This is a genomic window from Ktedonobacter sp. SOSP1-85 (genome assembly GCF_016587415.1).
Classification (GTDB): Bacteria; Chloroflexota; Ktedonobacteria; order Ktedonobacterales; family Ktedonobacteraceae; genus Ktedonobacter.
The window spans coordinates 6,245,051-6,264,298 of sequence record NZ_BNJI01000001.1 but is presented as its reverse complement, the minus strand read 5'-3'; the positions used below and the strand labels follow the sequence as shown (position 1 = coordinate 6,264,298).

At 53.6% G+C, this 19,248-nt stretch carries 15 protein-coding genes; 9 read left to right on the top strand and 6 right to left on the bottom strand.

Annotated elements, in window-relative coordinates:
• Window positions 1-45: 45 nt before the first annotated feature.
• Window positions 46-1,575, top strand: coding sequence for a histidine kinase (locus tag KTE_RS26175; protein ID WP_201386189.1), 1,530 nt, complete (start codon window positions 46-48; stop codon window positions 1,573-1,575).
• 16 nt (window positions 1,576-1,591) lie between these two features.
• The gene (locus KTE_RS26170) at window positions 1,592-2,242 is read left to right on the top strand and encodes a response regulator transcription factor (protein WP_201386187.1); all 651 of its coding nucleotides are present in this window, start codon (window positions 1,592-1,594) and stop codon (window positions 2,240-2,242) included.
• 31 nt (window positions 2,243-2,273) lie between these two features.
• Here KTE_RS26170 and KTE_RS26165 read toward each other — a convergent pair whose 3' ends face one another.
• Entirely contained in the window at window positions 2,274-3,014 is a 741-nt protein-coding gene (locus tag KTE_RS26165; protein WP_201386185.1) for a metallophosphoesterase, read from the bottom strand.
• Window positions 3,015-3,446: 432 nt separating this feature from the next.
• Between KTE_RS26165 and KTE_RS26160 the strand changes: the two genes are divergently transcribed.
• Both KTE_RS26160 and KTE_RS26155 read left to right on the top strand, forming a co-directional pair.
• Complete coding sequence (locus KTE_RS26160; RefSeq protein ID WP_201386183.1) at window positions 3,447-4,025, top strand: metalloregulator ArsR/SmtB family transcription factor; 579 nt, start codon at window positions 3,447-3,449, stop codon at window positions 4,023-4,025.
• Between the two features lie 2 nt (window positions 4,026-4,027).
• Entirely contained in the window at window positions 4,028-4,540 is a 513-nt protein-coding gene (locus KTE_RS26155) for a GNAT family N-acetyltransferase (protein ID WP_201386175.1), read from the top strand.
• A 70-nt stretch (window positions 4,541-4,610) separates the two neighbouring features.
• On the opposite strand, the gene KTE_RS26150 is transcribed toward KTE_RS26155, so the two are convergent.
• Window positions 4,611-6,059 (bottom strand): NAD(P)/FAD-dependent oxidoreductase, encoded by a 1,449-nt coding sequence (locus KTE_RS26150; protein ID WP_201386168.1) that lies wholly within the window; start codon window positions 6,057-6,059, stop codon window positions 4,611-4,613.
• Window positions 6,060-6,323: 264 nt separating this feature from the next.
• Here KTE_RS26150 and KTE_RS26145 point away from each other — a divergent pair, with 264 nt between their 5' ends.
• The gene (locus KTE_RS26145) at window positions 6,324-7,577 is read left to right on the top strand and encodes an MFS transporter (RefSeq protein WP_201386165.1); all 1,254 of its coding nucleotides are present in this window, start codon (window positions 6,324-6,326) and stop codon (window positions 7,575-7,577) included.
• Between the two features lie 460 nt (window positions 7,578-8,037).
• Window positions 8,038-9,189, top strand: coding sequence for an aminotransferase class V-fold PLP-dependent enzyme (locus tag KTE_RS26140; protein WP_201386163.1), 1,152 nt, complete (start codon window positions 8,038-8,040; stop codon window positions 9,187-9,189).
• Window positions 9,190-9,374: 185 nt separating this feature from the next.
• Here the strand turns inward: KTE_RS26140 and KTE_RS26135 are convergent, their stop codons facing one another.
• Together KTE_RS26135 and KTE_RS26130 are read right to left on the bottom strand one after the other, a co-directional pair.
• Window positions 9,375-9,842, bottom strand: coding sequence for a GNAT family N-acetyltransferase (locus tag KTE_RS26135; protein WP_201386161.1), 468 nt, complete (start codon window positions 9,840-9,842; stop codon window positions 9,375-9,377).
• A gap of 125 nt (window positions 9,843-9,967) precedes the next feature.
• The gene (locus tag KTE_RS26130; protein ID WP_201386159.1) at window positions 9,968-10,585 is read right to left on the bottom strand and encodes a hydrolase; all 618 of its coding nucleotides are present in this window, start codon (window positions 10,583-10,585) and stop codon (window positions 9,968-9,970) included.
• 146 nt (window positions 10,586-10,731) lie between these two features.
• Here KTE_RS26130 and KTE_RS26125 point away from each other — a divergent pair, with 146 nt between their 5' ends.
• Window positions 10,732-10,965: a hypothetical protein gene (locus tag KTE_RS26125; RefSeq protein ID WP_201386158.1), complete on the top strand. Its 234-nt coding sequence runs from the start codon at window positions 10,732-10,734 to the stop codon at window positions 10,963-10,965.
• A gap of 97 nt (window positions 10,966-11,062) precedes the next feature.
• On the opposite strand, the gene smc is transcribed toward KTE_RS26125, so the two are convergent.
• Complete coding sequence (gene smc, locus KTE_RS26120; protein WP_201386156.1) at window positions 11,063-14,845, bottom strand: chromosome segregation protein SMC; 3,783 nt, start codon at window positions 14,843-14,845, stop codon at window positions 11,063-11,065.
• A 713-nt stretch (window positions 14,846-15,558) separates the two neighbouring features.
• On the opposite strand from smc, the gene KTE_RS26115 reads away from it, so the two are divergent.
• A complete protein-coding gene (locus KTE_RS26115) occupies window positions 15,559-17,166 on the top strand; it encodes a glycosyltransferase family 39 protein (protein ID WP_201386148.1) in 1,608 nt (535 codons plus the stop codon).
• Between the two features lie 176 nt (window positions 17,167-17,342).
• The gene (locus KTE_RS26110) at window positions 17,343-18,083 is read left to right on the top strand and encodes a GH25 family lysozyme (RefSeq protein ID WP_201386146.1); all 741 of its coding nucleotides are present in this window, start codon (window positions 17,343-17,345) and stop codon (window positions 18,081-18,083) included.
• Window positions 18,084-18,220: 137 nt separating this feature from the next.
• Here the strand turns inward: KTE_RS26110 and KTE_RS26105 are convergent, their stop codons facing one another.
• Window positions 18,221-18,937 (bottom strand): MgtC/SapB family protein, encoded by a 717-nt coding sequence (locus KTE_RS26105; RefSeq protein ID WP_201386144.1) that lies wholly within the window; start codon window positions 18,935-18,937, stop codon window positions 18,221-18,223.
• Window positions 18,938-19,248: the final 311 nt, after the last annotated feature.

Sequence of the window (19,248 nt, the reverse complement as noted above, 5' to 3'; positions counted from 1 at the left end):
ACGACAATACAACACTGTATACTCACCGTAAGGAGCTAGACACCCATGCAGGCAATACGTTGGCGCTTTGGTGGCCTCTTCTGGCGACTCACCATGTCGTACTTGATGGTCACCCTCATCGCTGCCCTGGCAATTGAGTGCGCAATCACCCTCATTCCATTATTGAGGGATCTTCAGCAAGCCAACGTGTCGCCACTGCAAACAGTAGAGAAACAGGGAGCTACACGAATAGCTCCCTATATGGACAATATATCAACCACATCGGATGCGCAAGCCCTCCGCTACGCGCTTGCCATCCCGCTTTTTGATGAGATAAGCCATGATGATCCCCGGCTTACGTTTGTTGCTATTCTCAATCAAGCTGGACAGCCTCTCACTTCAACATCTTGCGCAAGCTCCCAATTGCTTTCTCTGGGCACGCAAAAGTGCGCGCAACAAACGCAGCAGAAGCTCACCACGCTGCAATCCTACGAAACAACGCAACGCACAATACGCGAAATAACCAGCCCCAATCGTTCTTCAACGCAGGTCATTCATAGCCTTCCAACTGGCGAGTCTCTTATTGCCGTCTCCATACAGAGCCACGGCAAGCAAACAGCAGTCACACTCCTCGTCGTGATCAATGGCCCCGTCGTCACGCAAAGCGCACGTACCATACAACTACAACAGGTCATTTCTACATTATGGCATTACTGGCAGCCCACAGGCTTTTACTTCATCTTTTTATCTACCGCCCTGGGCACAAGCGCTGGCATGCTTATCTCGCATAATCTTACCCGTCGCTTGCGTCGTATCGCTCAGGCAACAAAAGAGTGGAGCCGGGGAGAATTTCAGATGACCATCCATGATCACGCTCACGATGAGGTAGGGCAATTAAGCAAAGACCTCAATAATATGGCGGAACAACTTCAGATGCTACTTCTGACCCGGCGAAAACTGGCTATCATGGAGGAGCGCACACGTTTAAAACGGGACTTACATGACGCGGTCAAGCAGCACCTGTTCGCGGTCCAGATGCAGCTATCAGCGGTACGGGTACTCTTTCCGAAAGACGCGAATACCTCTTATCGTCACCTCGTTGAGGCTGAAAAGCTGGCCCTGCTAGCCCAACAAGAGTTAGCCACGCTGATTGAAGAGCTACGTCCAGCGGGGCTGGCAAATAAGAACCTTGCTCTTGCTATTGAGGAGATGAGTCATGATTGGTCACGCCGCACGGCCATCGCTATCTATGTGCGTATTGAGCAGGAACATCCTCTCCCGGTCGAAATTGAGCAGGCACTCTTTCGCGTCACGCAGGAGGCTCTTTCCAATATCGCCCGGCATAGCGGAGCACGTACCGTGAACCTTGAGCTGCTAGGCCAAGTACACGCGATCACCCTTACCATAAAAGATGATGGACACGGCTTCGACCTCTCCGTTGCTCGTCAGCAGAAACACAGCATAGGACTACGAAGCATGTATGAACGCATTAAAGACGTCCATGGTATATTCTCCCTTGAGAGTACAGCTAACGGAACGTCTATCAAAGCGTATGTTCCAATACCAGCGACAGCAACAGCAATAGTAGCAGAATAAGAAAGAGGAGAATGTCATGGAAGAGGTAATTCGGGTGTGTATTGTGGATGATCATATCGTAGTTCGCCAGGGGGTGCAGGCTTTCTTAGCAACACAGCCCGATATTGAGGTGGTGGGGGAGGCAGGTTCGGGCGAGGAGGCTATTCAATTGGTCAGAGAGCTGGCACCAGACGTTCTTCTCCTCGATCTTGCCATGCCAGGATTAGATGGTGTGGAGACGACGCGCCGCGTGAAGCAGGTCAGCCCCCAAACACATGTTGTGGTTCTCACCTCGTATGTACAGGATGAGTATATCTTCCCTGCCATCCGCGCTGGCGCGCTTTCATACCTACTCAAAGAATCCGGTGGGGAAGAGATTGTTAACGCGATCCATAAAGCCGCTCGTGGTGAAGCTATTCTCCATCCACGTATCGCTTCACGCGTAGTACAGGAATTGCAAGAAAAACGTCAGACAGAGATCAACCCATTTAGCGAACTCAGTGAGCGCGAGATGGAAGTGCTGCACTTGATTGCCAACGGATTCAATAACGCGGCAATCGCCGAACGCCTGGTTATCAGCGAGGGAACCGTGAAGAGCCACGTCAACAACATCCTGAGCAAACTCCACCTCACTGACCGAACACAGGCCGCGATCTTTGCCTGGCGCGAAGGCATCGTCAGAAAGTAATGATGAACTTTAAATAGCATCCTTCGATCTGCTATGCTTTCGCCTGGTACAACGCCAGAGATGTTTCGGGATGAGGTCTGCCGCTGGCCTTGATAAGCTCGATAAGGCTCCTGACGTCAAATGGGACATGAAGAAATTCTATATTGTTCCGCCCGCCTTCAGAGGTAACAATAGCATACTCAGCCCAGGGGTCGGCATGAAAGGTGTCAGCCGGAAGCGTCCAGTTATAAGCCAGGCCGACGCTACCAGGATTGACATACCAGGCATCTCCCAGCCGCCTCAATTGCTGGGTATGGGTGTGTCCTCCGCTGAAAAGAGCCGCCTCAAAACCTCCCAGGAGTGTTTGCAAGACCTCTTCAGAGGTATTCGGCAAAATAAGATCATCAAACGAACGAGGAGAGCCATGGAAACAGAGCAACTTTTTGTCAGTCTCCAGCGCGATCTCCACTGTGGGGGCGAACTGGCCGATAAATACCCGGTCATCCTCTGATAATTGCGCCAGGGACCACTCCCTGACAGCCATCTGTTGAGAAGAGACCTGTTCATGCGGGCTGGTTTCTTCACCTGTGAGCAGCCAGGCATCTGCATTGCCCATAACCACCGGACAAGCCAACTCGCGCAAACGTTGGAGTGTCTCGGCTGGCTGAGGTCCTCCCTGGATAGCATCTCCCAGGCAAACAATCTGATCAATAGAACGCAGACGAATATCTTCCAGGACAGCATCAAACGCAAGACAGTTCCCGTGGATATCAGAAATAATGGCAATACGCATGGCATCTCCCTTTCTTACTCGGGAAACCGTTGGAGCTTCAGAAATAACAAAGAGGGAAACACTTCCCGGTTGCCCTCCCGAAGCACTGTGGTTGTTGCATCTAGGTGAATGATAAAAGAGGGTACCTGGCCCTTCTCGCCCGAAGTAGGCGAGTCAAAGCGGTGCTGTGAGGATCTGGCTTCCATACCATCATATTGCATGTGTCAAGAAATACGCATCGTCCATTGTGCCGATGTTTTTTCGTTTCTGCTAGGGTATGCTCTGCATATCTTCTGTTTCTACCGACTCTTTCTGGTCAAAGGAAATGCGCATGCATATACCATTTCATGCCTATGCTCATCTATTACATACCTCTCTTGACATAATTTTCGCATCTCAGTATACTTCTACTTAGCTAATTCGATATACATCAAAACAGCAAGAGAGAGAAGCATGGGACAGGAAGAACTCAAGAGAATGCTCGATTTCTTTAAAGGGCTGGCAGACGAGAATCGGCTCAAAATGTTAGGGCTACTCGCCAATCAGGAATACAGTGTGGACGAGCTGGCAACGCTCCTGAATTTAAAGCCCCCAACCGTTTCACACCACCTGACGAAACTGAAGACATTGGAACTCGTCGAGATGCAGGCCGAGGGGAATACGCATTTCTACCGCCTCAACACCTCCACATTAAGTGCGGTTAATAAACTGCTTCTCACTCAGGAGAGAATGGCCTCTCTGGTTGATGGTATCGAGGGTGATGAGTGGGAGAAGAGAGTCATTCGAGACCTGTTTGATGGAGCGCGCTTGAAGGCTGTTCCTACAAACACGAAGAAGCGGGCCGTCGTTCTGAAGTGGTTCGCCAGCCAGTTTGAGTATGGGATGCGCTACCAGGAAGCTGAAGTCAATGAGATCATTAAGCGTCATCACCCAGACTGGGCATTCTGGCGCCGTGAGTTAGTAGGCGCTCGGCTCCTGGCACGTGAGAGAGGCATCTATTGGCGCATACCGGAGGAAGGGAGCAAGTCTTAAGCATGAATCTTCTAGGAAATAATCTTACACTTATCTCTGCGGGTGTCGAGTCAGCGGAGGAACTCCTCCCGGCTTTTAATGGCGATGCGCAGTTTCTCCGTTGGAGTGGGTATTCGTCCGGAATGATGTCACTTTCCCAGGTGCGAGACGATATTCAGGAAACGTCTGCCTTGCCAGGTGGTTCCACCTGGCGCATTGCTGATCGAGAAGGAAGGCTTATCGGCGTCGCTGAGACAGCTTTTCATCCTTCAGCGAGCATAGGTTGGATTGCTTTACTGATTATTCGGCGCGAATTTCAGGGACGCGGATATGGACGCGAGGTCGCTGCCCTGCTGAAAGACCACCTGTTTTCCTCCCCGGAGGTGACAGAGATTGGGTTGGGAGTATTGGTACAGAATACTCCAGCCCAGGCTTTCTGGAAGAGCTGCGGCTATGTCCGCAACGCACGTCACCGCGATGCCCATGGTAATGACTGCTACATGTACCGCTTCCTTCGTACTACAGCTGTAACATAGCTCATACGTAGATGAAGCCAAGCGATAACTCGGCATATTCATGTGACAATATCTCATAGCAGCATGACTTTCAGCCCCCTCTATCAAGTGGACTCTTGCCAATCCGAGCTTCGCGGGTAGTGACTTTTGTGCGTTCATAGACCTCGGCCTCGGTCCGTAATTGACCGATATCACGACCAAGGATGGCAGAAAGCGCCCAGTCTACCACGAGACGTATGCGCTTCACCCATGATGGATTGCGCACCAGGTACGCGAGGTGCCACAAGAGAAACGCCACGACGCCATCAAAAGTCCAGGGACCAAGTTCAGCAACGCCTTTGTAGTGACCAAGCAAAGCCAGGTGCCCAAGCGTGGTATAGCGGAAGGCAGGCACAGGCTTCCCGGATTCTTCCAGGGTGATAGCCTTACCTACATAATCTCCCTGATGAGAGGCAGCCTGAGCCGTGGCTGGAATCGGAGCACCCGTGGTTGAGTCATAGGCCCAGGAGGAATCTCCGATCACATAGACCTCTGGAAATCCAGGAATACGTAGGAAATTATCGACCTTAATAGCACCATTCCTCGCTTGCGGCACGGCCAGTTGACGTACCACCTCTGGAGCAGTGATGCCTGCTGCCCAGAAGAGGGTGCGAGCAGGAATGGTTTCGTGAGTTGTCTCTACCGCCTTTTCGCTTGCCGCCGTAATCGAACGTCCGGTCAGTACAGTGATGCCTTCCTGTTCAAGTACAAAGTGAATCAGGCTGGAGGTCTGGGGCTTACTGGTGGGAAGAACACGTTCTGAACGCCCAACGACAACAATACGTACTGAAGCATCGACAAGCCAGGGATATTCTCTAAACAATCCAGCATGCAGGTAGTCATGAATAATCGCCGCCAGCTCTACCCCGGTATCTCCCGCACCTCCAACGACAAAGGTGAGCCAGGACTGACACTCAAAGGGGTCAATGGTGCGATGAGCAGCCTCTACCGCATCCACCAGGCGATTGCGCAATAGTAAGGCATCTGAGGGGGTGTAGAATGGAATTGCATGGGCGCGTAAGCCGGGCAAATCAGGCACAGAGGTAGAACTGCCCAGAGCAATCACAAGCCTATCATAAGGACGAATACCAGCGGAGGTGTGCACCTCTTTGCGTTGAAGATCGATGCGCTCAATTTCGGCATGCAGAACATGAAATCGCCTGCCCCGCTGAAAATCTCGAATGGGGACCACCACATTATTAGGGCTGATGCGGCCATTGGCCACTAACCACAGAAGCGGCGTAAAAAGCATATCATTGTCACGATCCACGACCAGAACACTACACGTATCTTGTTGTCCAAGTTCCCTATCAAGCCGAAGAGCGGTCGAGAGTCCACCAAAACCACTTCCCAGTATGAGGATGCGCAGACGTGCCTGGCGATAAGCATCCTCCGTCTCACTTATATGGATACGTTGATTTTTACCATGTCTCCTCCAATATCTGCCCGCGAAAACTGCTCCAGCGGTTATAGCTGCAATGAGATTTAGATATTTTCGCATTTTCAACTCCTCAGCATACACTCAGCAGATGTCTATTCCAGCTTTCATCTTACGTTTACGCCACACCACAAGCTGAAGTGAGACGATGGTGTAATCATGGCCCATCTTTGTGGAGTTGATGTCAAGAGAGATAAAGGAGTGGAGGCAACTCGCAAGTTTGCCTATGCTTTGAGCATAGAATTTGCCTTGTAAGTTATGCAGAGAGCAGTTTATTCTAAAGAGGAAACCACACACTTTTGTTATATCTGAAATCAGGGGAATTTCATGCCTGCTCGTTCTTCTGTCGTCGAATCACGCACTAACAACGGTGACTTCTGGAAATTCTGGACGGGACAAACGATCTCGACCTTGGGAAGTTCGTTTACCAGCTTCGCTTTACCTTTGTTGATTTTCAAGCTCACCGGTTCTTCTCTTTTCCTCGCCTTGACACTCACTGCCACTACTCTCCCGTATCTTCTCTTCGGTCTGATTATCGGAGCCTGGGCGGATCGAATCGATCGCAAACGCTTGATGATAGTGACAGATATCATTCGTGCGCTCATGGTTGCTTCTCTTCCGTTTGGTGCTCTCCTGGGATTCCTCTCCGTTTGGTGGATCTATGTCGTCGCATTTCTTCAATCTACCATGAGCATCTGCTTTGATGCCGCAAATTTTGCCGCGATCCCGAGTCTCGTTTCTCAAGAGGATCTTGTAACAGCCAATGGACGTATTCAAGCTGGATACTCGACAGCCAAAGTTATCGGACCGCTTTTGGGGGGTCTGTTGATTGTTGTTGTTCCTCTTCCTCTACTCTTCTGCATTGATGCCGCATCGTTCCTTCTCTCTGCCGGTTCTCTTTTGCTCATCCGCACCAGTTTTCAGAACAGTCCTAGTGAGCAGAAACCTCCAACAAGTCTACGCCAGGACGTGATCGAGGGTCTACACTACGTGTTGAAACATCCAATCTTATCCTGGATCACACTCCTGCTTCTTCTGGTCAACTTCATCCTTCCAACGTCGAGTGCGCAATTGGTGCTCTTTACCAAGCAATGGTTTGCTGCAAGCGATTTCCAGATTGGACTGTTGTACGCAAGCGGAAGCCTTGGGACGGTTATTCTCTCGTTAACAGCAAAGCACTTTCATAAGCGCTGGTCCCTCGGAGCGATTGCTCTGGGAGCACTCATGATAGAGGGAGGATTGACAGCTCTGACGGCTCTGACACACTCGTATTGGGCCTTATTGCTGTTATGGACATTGCGTGGTGGTGCAGATATTCTCTTTCTGATCCATGCATACAGCCTGACACAGACAACGGTGCCTCATCGGTTGCTTGGCCGTGTTATTACCGTGACTAGAGTCTTGACCTGGTCAACGGCATCACTAGGAGCCTTGCTTGGTGGCTTCGTCATTGCACAAACTGGTCAGGTTGCTCTGATCTACGCAGTAGTTGGTTTGCTCATCCTTGGCATTGCATTCACGTTCTTCTTCACCCCTTTGGGGCAGAGCGAACAGTACCTTGCAAAGGATACAGCCTCATAGAAGCAGAGAGAGGGACACAGATTACCCCTCATTATCGACAAAAAATTTAGGCATCGGAAGGACCGGGGAACCACCCAGTAGATGTAGGTGTGGGCGGTGGCCATTATAGCAAGCTTCTAGCCAGCCGTTATATCGGGCAAAAGTAGAAGGAGAGCAGAGCCAGGGAAAGATAATCCAGCGCTGTCGGGCTGCCTTTCCCTGGCTAATAAAGAAACGGATTGGTATAGACTCATCAGGCTTGCAAGGCGAATCTAAGGGGTTAAGTATTTTAAAACCTGTGGCTATGCGATATACTGAAGTATCAATGCATGCAAATGTTTGATTATGGAGTAGCCGCGTACGCAAGGAGCGAGCTCGCTCCTTGCGTACGCGGCTACTCCATACCAGAGCGAGCGCCGCAGGCGCGAGAAGTCACGTACAGTATGTGCATATCGCATTATCTATCCAAGGAGCGAAAACGTTGGCAGACCTATCTCACATTCAGCGCATCCGCGAGCAGTTGCCCGCGACATCAAGCAATATTTATCTTAATACTGGCACCTTTGGTCCCCTGCCCACTCTGTGTATCCAGGCCGTTCAGGACCACTTTGAGCGCGAGTTGCGGGAGGGACGTATTGGAACCAAAAGCTTTGAGAATACGGGCAACACCTATAAGCGGGCGCGCCAGAATATCGCGCGCCTACTCAATGCCGATGAAGAAGAGATCGCTCTGACCGATAACACTGGTGAGGGCCTCAACATCGTCGCCAATGGCATTAACTGGAAGGCGGGCGACGAGGTCATCACCACCGATCACGAGCATATCAGCGCCCTGGCCCCACTCTACCAGCTCCGCGACCGCTATGGCATTACCATTCGCTTCGCGGAACTGGGCCTGCACGCCGACCGCCCGGTCGACGAGGCTATCGCACCGCTCATCAACGAGCACACACGCCTGATTCTCATCTCACATGTGACCTGGACCACGGGTGCCGTGCTCAATGTACGCGCCGTCAATCGCCTGGGGCACGAACACAATATTCCCGTGCTCATCGATGGTGCTCAGTCCGCCGGGGCCATTCCCCTGGATATGCAAGAACTTGAGGCCGATTTCTACGCCATTCCCATGCAGAAGTGGCTCTGCGGTCCCGAGGGCACGGGTGGTCTCTTCGCCAGCCGAGAAGCGCTCAAGCATATCACCTCAACCTACGTCGGCTACTGGTCGGCCAAGAACTTTCACGGCGATTGGGCCTTGATCGAGAGTGCGCAGCGCTTCGAGCTGGGGGGCAGACAGACGGCGGCCATCTCAGGCCAGAGCGCTTCCCTGGAATGGTTTGAAAAGGAAGTCGGACATCAGTGGATGTTCGAGCGCATCAGTCAGCTCAATATCTACGCCAGCCAGGCCCTGCAAAGCATCCCCGGCCTGATCCTGCTCACACCCACGCCCGGCGCCAGCGGTCTCCTCTCCTTCACTATCGAAGGCAAGTCCGACGAAGAGATCGTCACCGCCCTGCGCGAGCGCAACATCTTGATCCGCAACATCCCCGAAACCCGGTCCCTGCGCATCTCCACCGGCTTCTACAACACCGAAGAGGAGATCGACACACTGGTTAAAGCGTTGCAGGAGCTGTAGAAGGGCGCTACTGACGTACGCACCCTACGCCATTGTTGCCTGGCAAATGGGAGACTCACCCATACCTGGGGTCCCACCAACATTTTACCGAAAATATACGCTAAGCCCTGAATCGAGTCTGGCTTGGCGTTTTTTCTTACTCTAAGCTGAAACAGAGCGAAAATTCCACTTTAAGGAGAGCAATATTACATTCCTTCGACGGTTCTGGAATTTTCCTCTACTTTCACAGACATGTAAACGTCTATGAGATCCTCACTTTCAACTTTAAAACCAAACCGTTCATAAAGACGTCTAGCAGAACTTCCTTGTAAGACATTTAATGTTACACGTTTTCCTTTTACATAATTTTGTTCAAGCAGATTTTTTAATACTTGACTACCGACCCCTTTACCTTGGTAATTGGGATAAATATAAAAATGTTCCAATAAATAACCATCTAACGTCGGTTTAAAAGCTATGCAGCCAACAAAAGAAGAATCTGCCTCAATGATCCAAGTATGAACTGAGTCAAATGTATTACGGAAGCGTTGGCGAACCTTCTCTTCATCAAACCGTCCTAACCTAGTTAAATCATTACGTAGTACAATCGCCCGTAAATTAGCAATTGTCTCAACATCGGAATTTTGGGATTGGCGAAGAGTAATCTGTTTCATCTGACGTAACAGCTCCTTATTCTTTTTTTAAGACAATTGAAATCATTTATTCTTACCTCTAGTGAAATCCAGCATAGAGGCATACGTCGGTAGAACCCGGCTCACATTACCTGGCCTTTACTAGTTCAGACCTGGTCGCGTGATGCCTTTGGTTCGCCAGATACTGCTGCTACAATTTCGTCAGTTGAGCGGATGCGACCCATTCTCGGCAAGATATAGGTACAAGTATGCCTATGTTCTTCTTCTGAATACGCATTCATAGCATCGGTTGCAAATACCTGGTTGTAGCCATGCTGATAGGCTTCACGAGCGGTGGTCTCAACGCCAATATTGGTCGAGATACCACAAAGGACAATCGTGTCGATATTCCGACGACGGAGCTGAAGATCCAGGTCGGTACCAAAGAATGCTCCCCATTGATGTTTCGTCACCAGATGGTCCAATGGGTGAGATCCCAGCGCTGGAAGAATATCTGACCAGTCCTCCGGTTCTTCAGCCAGTGCATGGGGAAGCAGTGTGCTGGGTAGAGGATCAGTAATCGGATCTAGAAAATCTTTACCATCAACTGAAGCAACACGCACAAGAACGACAAAACTTTCTGCCTGTCGAAATGCATTGACCAAACGCGTTGTTTGACTCACTACTTCCTGGATGGGATGGGGCTGACTTTCCCAGGAGAACACTCGTTTCATTATATCAATGACAACCAATGCTGTCCTGTTCGAGTCTAACTCAAAAGACATGGAAAAATCTCCTTCGCGTTTCTTCGAGACCGATTACGTCGGCCTCGAACTCTTGTATTGTAACATGAAAGAGGGAGCATTATGGATGAAGGTAAGGGCTAAAACTTACCATTTCTAGCACCTAGAACGTCAGATGGAACATTTCAATGAATGAAGTTGTTTTTTTCAGACCGCCATCACCAGGATATTATGAACCCAAAGCCCTATTAGAGGCTGTTCGTTTCAGCGTGGCCTGGCGGCTTGCGTGGTTCTTCTCGCTCCTGGCAAAAGACACGACAAACGAATGGGTTCAGGGTGCCTTGAGACGCTGGCAGCGCTGGTATGCCATCAGTGAAGATATTGCACGCCTGGCCCATGAAACTATAGGCCGGAGTGGTTAGCAGATTTCGTACAAAGTATTTCTGGTTTAAGGTGTGGGGCGTCCTGCCAGCCCGCAGGCTGGCAGGACGCCCCACACCTTAAACCAGAACAGGTTATTTAGCGTTCGTGGACAGCGACGGCCTCTTCGAGGCGGATGGAGAGCATGCGCGAGACGCTGTCGCGCATGGAGACGCCATAGATGACCTGGGCTGCGGTCATGGTGACGCGGTTGTGCGTGATGACGATAAACTGCGTCTTCTGCGCCAGTTGTCTGAGAATGTCGCAGAAGCGCGCGACATTGGATTCGTCGAGCGCGGCATCGACCTCGTCGAGAAGACAGAAAGGCGGCGGATTGATCTCCAGAAGGGAAAAGAGCAGCGCCGCCGAGACCAGCGCACGCTCACCACCCGAGAGCAGCGAGAGGTCCTGCACCTTCTTTCCAGGTGGCTGGACAATTACCTCGACACCAGCGGGCATGCTCGTGGGCGGGGCCGAGCTAGCGCCCTCCTCTTCGCTGCCCTTGGTGCTGATCAACTCCAAGCGGGCGCTACCACCGTTGAAGAGGGTGGTAAAGTGCTCGCGGAAGCGGGCGTTGACGGCCTGGAAGGTGGCCTCAAACTGCCGGGCCATGGTGGCGTCAAGCTGATCGATGATGGTGCGGAGCTGGAGCGCGGCCTGGTCGAGGTCCGTGATCTGCGAGGTCAGGAACTCGTAGCGCGTCTTCGTCTCCTCGTAGAGTTGAGGGGCATTCTCGTCACAGCCGCCCATGGCTTTGAGACGGCTGCGCAGGGCGTCTACGCGCCGCCGTAGCTTGCGCAGGTGCGCCTCCTCCTCTTCGGTGAGACTCCCATCTGCCTCTGGCGCGGCGGGATGGCTCCCGTTGGTGCCTGGCGTAGACTCGGTCTCGATGCTCTCGATACGCTCGGCCTGCCGCGCCAGTTCCTGGGGATCTTCGATGCCCATCTCGTCACGCAACTGTTCGAGTAAGGTCTCGATGGCATCGCGCGCCTTCTGGCTGTCGAGCAGGGCCTTACGATAGACGCCCTCTTGCTCACTCATCTCGCGCTGCATACGATTGCGCTGCTGCTCGATACTGGCGATCTGTTGCTCAACCTGGGCCAGTTGTCCCTCGACCTCATGTAGCTGTGTCTGCTGCGCCTTGGCCTGGATACGGGCCTGCTCCAACTGCTGGCGCTGGCCCTCGATGCTCTCACGCAACTGCTGCTGGCGTTGCTCAAGCTCTTTGGCGCGCGCCACCTGCTGACCAATCTGCGCCTTGAGATCCTGGGCCTGTGTGTTCTGCTGCGCGAGCTGCTGGCGCAGGGCCTTGGCCTCCTGGCGCTTGACCGCGAGGGCTGTGCGCGCCCGGCCTAGCTCATCCTGCTGGCGACGATAGGAGGTGGCCCGCTCCTCCATCTCGTACTGTAGCTCCTCCACCAGGCCAGACATCTCACGCTGCTTCTTCTCATGCGCTTGAACACGTTCCTGGCCCGCGACGACCTCTTGCTCCAGGCCCGCGACCTCGGCGGCGAGCTGCTGCTCAATGGAGGCTGAGAGCCTGATCTCGGTCTGCGAGCGCTCCTGATCGCGCTGTGTGTTCGTCACAATCTTATTCTGCTCATTAGCGCGAGCTGAGAGCTTCTGGAGCTGCTTATCGAGGGCGTTCTGCTCGACACGTCGCCCCTCCTGGGCGCGCTGCACCTCGCTGAGCGAGGCATTAAGGCCATCGAGCTGCTCCTTCTGCTCATCGAGTTGCAGGGGAAGCTCGCGCAATTCGCGCTCATAGGCAAGTAGCCCTTGCTGCGCGCCGCCCTTGCTCGCACCACCGGAGAGCCAGCCATCCACGTGCAGGACATCGCCCTTCAGCGTGACAATGGAGGTAAAAGGAAGGTCACTGACGGAGGAGAGACTCAGGGGGAGCGCCCAGTCCAGGAGTTCGCGCGCGGCATCGAGGTCCTGCGCTATGACGACGCCACGCAGCAGACGCGCAAAGAGGGGCTGGTAGCGTGCCTCACACTGGACCAGTTTCGCCGCGAAGCCCTTGACGCGCGATTGCAACTCGGGCTTCTGCGCCAAAAAGCGCTGTAAAACAGCCTCTTCAACCTGGCCCTGGATGCCGCTGACCTCCAGGCCTCCCTCGTCTTCACCATCGCGCTCCAACCAGACGATCATGGCTTTACCACTATTCGAGCTTTGCAGGTACTGCTGGCAACCCAGGGCATTATCTAACGTCTCGACCACAACGGCCTGCATATAGGGTCCCAAAGCGGCCTCCAGGGCCTGCTCCATCCCCTCGGGGACAACACCCAGTTGCGGCACCGGGCCAAGCATGCCATTGAGCTTGCCAACGGGGGCGCGCAGGAGGGCACGGACGCCATCGCTATAGCCACTCAGGCTCTGGCGCCAGTTCTTGAGCATGTTCAGGCGGTCGGAGATCGTGCGACGCTTGCGCTCGGCGTCCGCGATCAAGCCTTTGAGCCGCTCCATCTCCTGCTGCCCCTCGGCGATGGATTTGGCGATGCCCTGCTTCTGCTGCTGGACCTGCTGCTCTTCGTCGCGTACGGCCTGCAGACGCGCCCGCTCCTCGACGAGCTTTCCTTCAAGAGTACGCAGCGTCTGCTGGGCCTCGGCGATGGTATTGCGCCGGGCGGCCAGGGTCCGGTTGCGCTCGCCCACTTGCTTCTGTAAGCGTCCTAGCTCGGTCTGGCTGGAGCCCAGGCGTGCCTGGACCTGGACGAGATCGTTCTGCGCGGCCCGCAGACGGCGCTCATCCAGCTCATACTCCTTCTGCGCACGCGAGACTTTCATTTCCAGGTCGGCCAGTTTCGCCGAACCCTCGTCAACCGCCTCGTCGGCCAGGTCGCACTGCTCCTCAAGGTCGATAAGCTGCTTTTGCAAGGTGATCAGGCGCTCACGCAGGCGGCGCTCCTCCTGCTGCATATCACCCCGTTGACGCTCCAGGCCCCCAATACGTTCCTCATTGACCGCCAGGTCTCGCTCACTACGCTGGACGACCTCGTTGGCCTCGTTCCAGGCCCGGCGCAGTTCCGCGATGCGGGCCTGGGTCTGCTGGCGCGTGGCGCGATAGCCCATGCCCTGGTCAACAACGAACTGCAAGGACTGCTCCAGTTCACGTACCTTGCGTGCCTGCTCCTGTTCTAGATGCTCCGTGCGCTCGCTGTTGACGCGCAGGCGCCGCCACTGCAAGGTATACCAGGCCAACAGCACCTCTTGCAGTTCGGCACTGACCTGCTTATACTCCACGGCGCGCTTCGCCTGAATCTCCAGCGGCCCCAGGCGCGGCTCGATCTCGCTGACGATGTCGCGCACGCGGTCCAGGTTCATCTCCGTCTGCTTGAGACGGTTATCGGCGTCGGTGCGCTGCACCTGAAAGGGGCGAATGCCTGCCGCGTTCTCAAAGAGTCCACGCCGCTCCTCGGCACGCAGGCTCAGCGCGGCATCGATCAGGCCCTGACCGATAACGGTATAGGAATCGTGTCCGATGCGGGCCTGGGCCAGCAGTAAGAGGACATCCTTGAGACGTACCTTCTGTTTATTAATTAAATACTCGTTCTCGCCCGAACGAAACGAACGGCGCGTGACCGTAATCTCGCTATAATCTGAGGGCACCCAGCCCGTGCTGTTATCAATGGTTAGTGATACCTCGGCCATACCCAGCGCCGCCTTCCCCTGTCCACCCACAAAAATAATATCGTCGCTCTTCTTTCCACGCAGCTGGCGCATATTCTGCTCGCCAAGCACCCAGCGCATCGCGTCGGCGACGTTCGACTTGCCCGACCCATTGGGTCCCACCACCGCCGTAATCCCTGGACTAAACTCCAGAACCGTACGCGAGGCAAAACTCTTGAAGCCAAGCATTTCCAGGCGTTTTAAATACACAACGCGATCCCTTCCTCCAAGAAAAGACTCTGAGAATTCACGTCGATCATACCATAGCCCGTCTATTACCGCCAAGTGCTCAAAAAAATACCAGAAAGAGAGAAGAGGCGGGAGATCTTCCCTCTTTCTGGCATTCGCGGAAAGTGAGGCAAACAGTCACAGTACATGAGTGATGGGCAGGTCATCTATTGCATACCCTTACATAGCAAGCATACCCCTCCAACTAAATCATTCATCCACCTCTATACATACTGCCTGTATACTCAGTAGCGCCTCTATCAAACACAACATATTCCTGATCGATCACACTCTTCGCGAGATCGTCATCTTACTCTGATGTTACTACTATTTTAAAGCGACCAAATAGATCCTTGATATTTACCTTTTATGTGAGGCTGGCATATGTGGTCAAGACTCTTTTCCGGCAGAAGCACATTGGTAAGGAAGGTGAAGAGAATGGTACAATTATCACGCGACCAGGAGATTGTCAAACGCTTCCACTGTCGGGCAGATTCCCCACTTGCAAGAGTTCTATCAGCTCTATCTCGGCGGCGTTTTTGCTCTGGACGAACTCTTTACGCAAAACCCAGACCTCACATACCGAGCCTCGATGGGCCAGGGGAAAGACGGGCTGGGACGTGGTTGGAGGAGAAAGCTTGTGAGGTGGATTTACACAGTTGCTTGATGTCTTTTTCGCGAAAGGATCTTTTCTCATGGGACTCACACTGAGAGGCGGTTCTCAATCGGCAAAAGTGGTTGCCATGCGCGCTGCTTCATCCCTACGTGCCAGCATCACCACCCTCCTTCGCCGCGCCGACCTCGCTCCCGCCGTGCTGATCATCGCTGGCATCTCGTTTCTGGCCCATATCCTGGTCGGCGACAATTACGGGTATTTCCGGGATGAACTCTATGTTCTGGCAATGAGCCAACATCCCACCTTTGGCTATGTGGATGTCCCGCCGCTAGTTCCCTGGATCACGCTGATTCCCCGCTTGCTCACCGGCAATGCCCTCTGGGCCATCCATGTGATCTCGGCCCTGGTCTGTGCCGGGACGATCATCCTGACCGGACTGATGGCCCGGCTCCTCGGCGGCACGAGGTGGGTCCAGGGACTCGCTGCCCTGGGATCGGCGACGGCCCTCGTCCTGATGGCAAACGGCTCAATCTACACTTACGATGTCTTCGATGTATTCTGGTGGTCGGCTTCTGCCACCATCCTCATCGTCCTGCTGCGCGATGAACGCCCCCGCGACTTCCTCGCGTTCGGCCTGGTGGCTGGCCTGGGATTATTGACGAAGGAGACCATCCTCTTCTGGGGGTTCGCACTGATCCTCGGATTGCTGCTGACCCGACAACGCAGCCTGCTGTTCACTCGCTGGACGGTGTTTGGGGGCCTGATCGCCTTCGCTCTCGTCTTGCCATTCCTGATCTGGAATGCCACGAATGGCTGGGCGTCGGTGCAGTATTGGGCGGGCTATTCCCAAAATCACAGTGCAGGTGGGTCGCCCCTCGATTTCCTGATCAACCAGATCCTCGGCATGAATCCCCTCTCGGTGCTCTTGTGGGGGGCAGGACTGTGGTACTTCTTCTCCGCACGCGGTGCGCGCTTTCGAGTCTTCGGGTGGGCGTATCTCATCCTCTTCGTTCTCTTCAGCGCGATTCAGGGGAAAATCTATTTTCTGGCACCAGCCTATCCACCTTTGTATGCTGGTGGGGCGGTGCTGCTCGGTCAGTGGCGGGTGCGCTGGCCAAGGTGGGTCGCGGCCTACCCCGTGCTGCTGGTCGTGAGTGCGGTGCTGCTGGCCCCCGCGGTGATGCCAGTGTTGCCACCCGCCGTGTATGGACATATTTATGGCAAGGGTGGCAACGCAGGGTCGCAGCAGGACGCAGGTGATATCGACGGCTTGCCACAAGCCCTGGCGGATCGCTTTGGCTGGGAGGGACAGATCGCGTTGATTGCTCAGGTATATCACAGCCTACCAATGGATGAGCAGCGGGTTGCCTGCATCTTTACCTCCAATTATGGTGAGGCTGGTGCGCTCGTGCAATTCGGTGGGCGCTATCATCTGCCCCCACCGATCAGCGGACACAACGCCTTCTATCTCTGGGGACCGCAAGGGTGTACCGGCCAGGTCATCATCACGATCAATATTTCTCCCCAGGACGCTGCACAGGGGTTCAACTCGGTGACATTGGCCGCCAGGACTTCCTGCGATGATTGTGTAGACTTTGAGAATCATGCTCCTATCCTGATCTTGCGGCAGCCGAAGGCGAAGGTACCATTCGCGGTACTCTGGGCGCAGGCTAAGCATTACGATTGAGGCCAGGCAGGGTTGGGGGCGCGACAGTTTTTCCTCGCGCATCCAGGCTTCAGTGGAGTTGTTTTCCTGGCAATAAGCCGTGCGCGAGCGCTATGGCTACCTGACCCAGAAGATGCGGGTAGAGTATAGTGGTCGTATGGTATGATGCTTATATATGCAATCATTGGAGGTCGGCTGTGAAGAACATCTTGAAGTACCGCCAACGCATCATCCTTCTTCTCATCCTCCCATTTCTCTGCCTACTTTCGCTGGGTCTCTTGCTCTATACAGGTCTGCTCTGGCCAAACGCTCTCTTCGCGTCCAGTTACCAGGTGCGGGGCTTAGATGTCTCAAGCTACCAGCAAAAGATTGACTGGAAACTCGTGTCACAGACTGGCACCTATACATTTGTGTTTATGAAGGCGACCGAGGGCAAATATTATAAAGACCCATTCTTTCAAACCAACTGGCAAGGCGCCAGGACATACGGCATCCTTCGAGGCGCCTATCACTACTACACCGAGTATCGAACTGGTGCTGAGCAGGCTGATAACTATATCAGCATGGTGCCTAAAGAGGCAGATATGCTTCCACCTGTACTGGACCTGGAGGTATCTGGCCCGGACCACGCGATTATGCTGAAGGAAATCAAGGTCTTTCTGGACCGTATAGAGGCCTACTACGGGGTCAAGCCCATTATCTATACCGATCACACTCGCTACGACGAGTATATCAAAGGCAACTTTACAAATTATGCCATCTGGATACGCGATATCCTTATGCCAGCCCAGTGGAGCCAGAAGAATGGCTGGACCTTCTGGCAGTATAGTAGTCGCGGGCATATTCCCGGCGTCCCCGGCTTTGTTGATCTCAACGTCTTCTTCGGTGATAAGGCCAAACTGCAAGAACTCACCAGCAAAAATGACAAAAGCCGCTAGGAGAGGCCGAAGAGTGAGGCAAGCGTGTCGGCATGCCTGTTGTCTGCCTGTTTGAGTACAGCGAGATAGCGGCCCGTGGTGGCTAGCGATTCATGTCCCAGGCGGGCCTGGATCTAGCAGAGAACAGAGGTTCTTGTCTACGTGGGTGCATATTTCTCAGCTCGATCCAGAATCATGGTGATCTCCTGGACATGAGGAATAGCCCGCAATTGATCCAGCGCTTTTGTCATATGCAGCGTCCCTGGTGCAATGCATTCCAGGTGCACCTGCTGGCCTGCTTGCTGCTGCTGAAGATGGAGCATCTTCAGCTCTATCTTCTGTTGAGCACAGATAGAATGAATAGCATTTGCCAGATTAGAGGTATCGGTCTGGGCGGAGAACGTCATATCAATAGTGTAGTTTAAAGGTGCCAGGCCCAGAAGATGTGTTCGCTCCAGGTAGCGCAGCGCAATCAAGACAAATAAGGCAATAACGGTTGCCACAAGGGCTTCCCAGAGCATACCCACACCACAGGCCATGCCAATCGCGGCGACTACCCAGATTGCGGCGGCGGATGTCAGCCCTTTGACATGTTGATGATCCTTACTGATATAGATCGCGCCGCCACCCAGAAAACCGATGCCCGCAACCACGTAGGAGGCGATACGCGTTGGGTCTAGCTGGATATGTTGTCTATTCAGCAGATCATAAAAGCCATAGCCAGAAATAAGGGTAAAGAAGGCACAACCCAGCCCAACCAGGGCATTCGTGCGCATCCCGGCAGCCTGACCTCGATTCTCGCGCTCCCAGCCGATAGTGGCTCCCAGGAGCAAGGCCACACAGAGGCGTAAGATGATGAGAGGGAATGGAAGCATAGACTGTTTCCCTGCCTTTTCTAGCAACCAACTATCGCGCTATTCCCTATAGATAGGTGCATTGCGCTCTTTACTATAGAGCAATTCTCAGAGAATGCAAACTGCACAATTTCCGTTTCACCCCGAGCGCATTGGCACACTCTTTCTTGTATATATACACGATTGTGAGCGAGCGAACGATGAAGTCCGGACGACAATTGTGATATGCTACCCGTAACGGACAGGTGGCGGCGCAGAATGAGAAGAAGATCGCCAGTTATCAAGCCTGAAAGTTCCCTCATTGGGGAATGAGGGTCATTATTGTGTTTTTG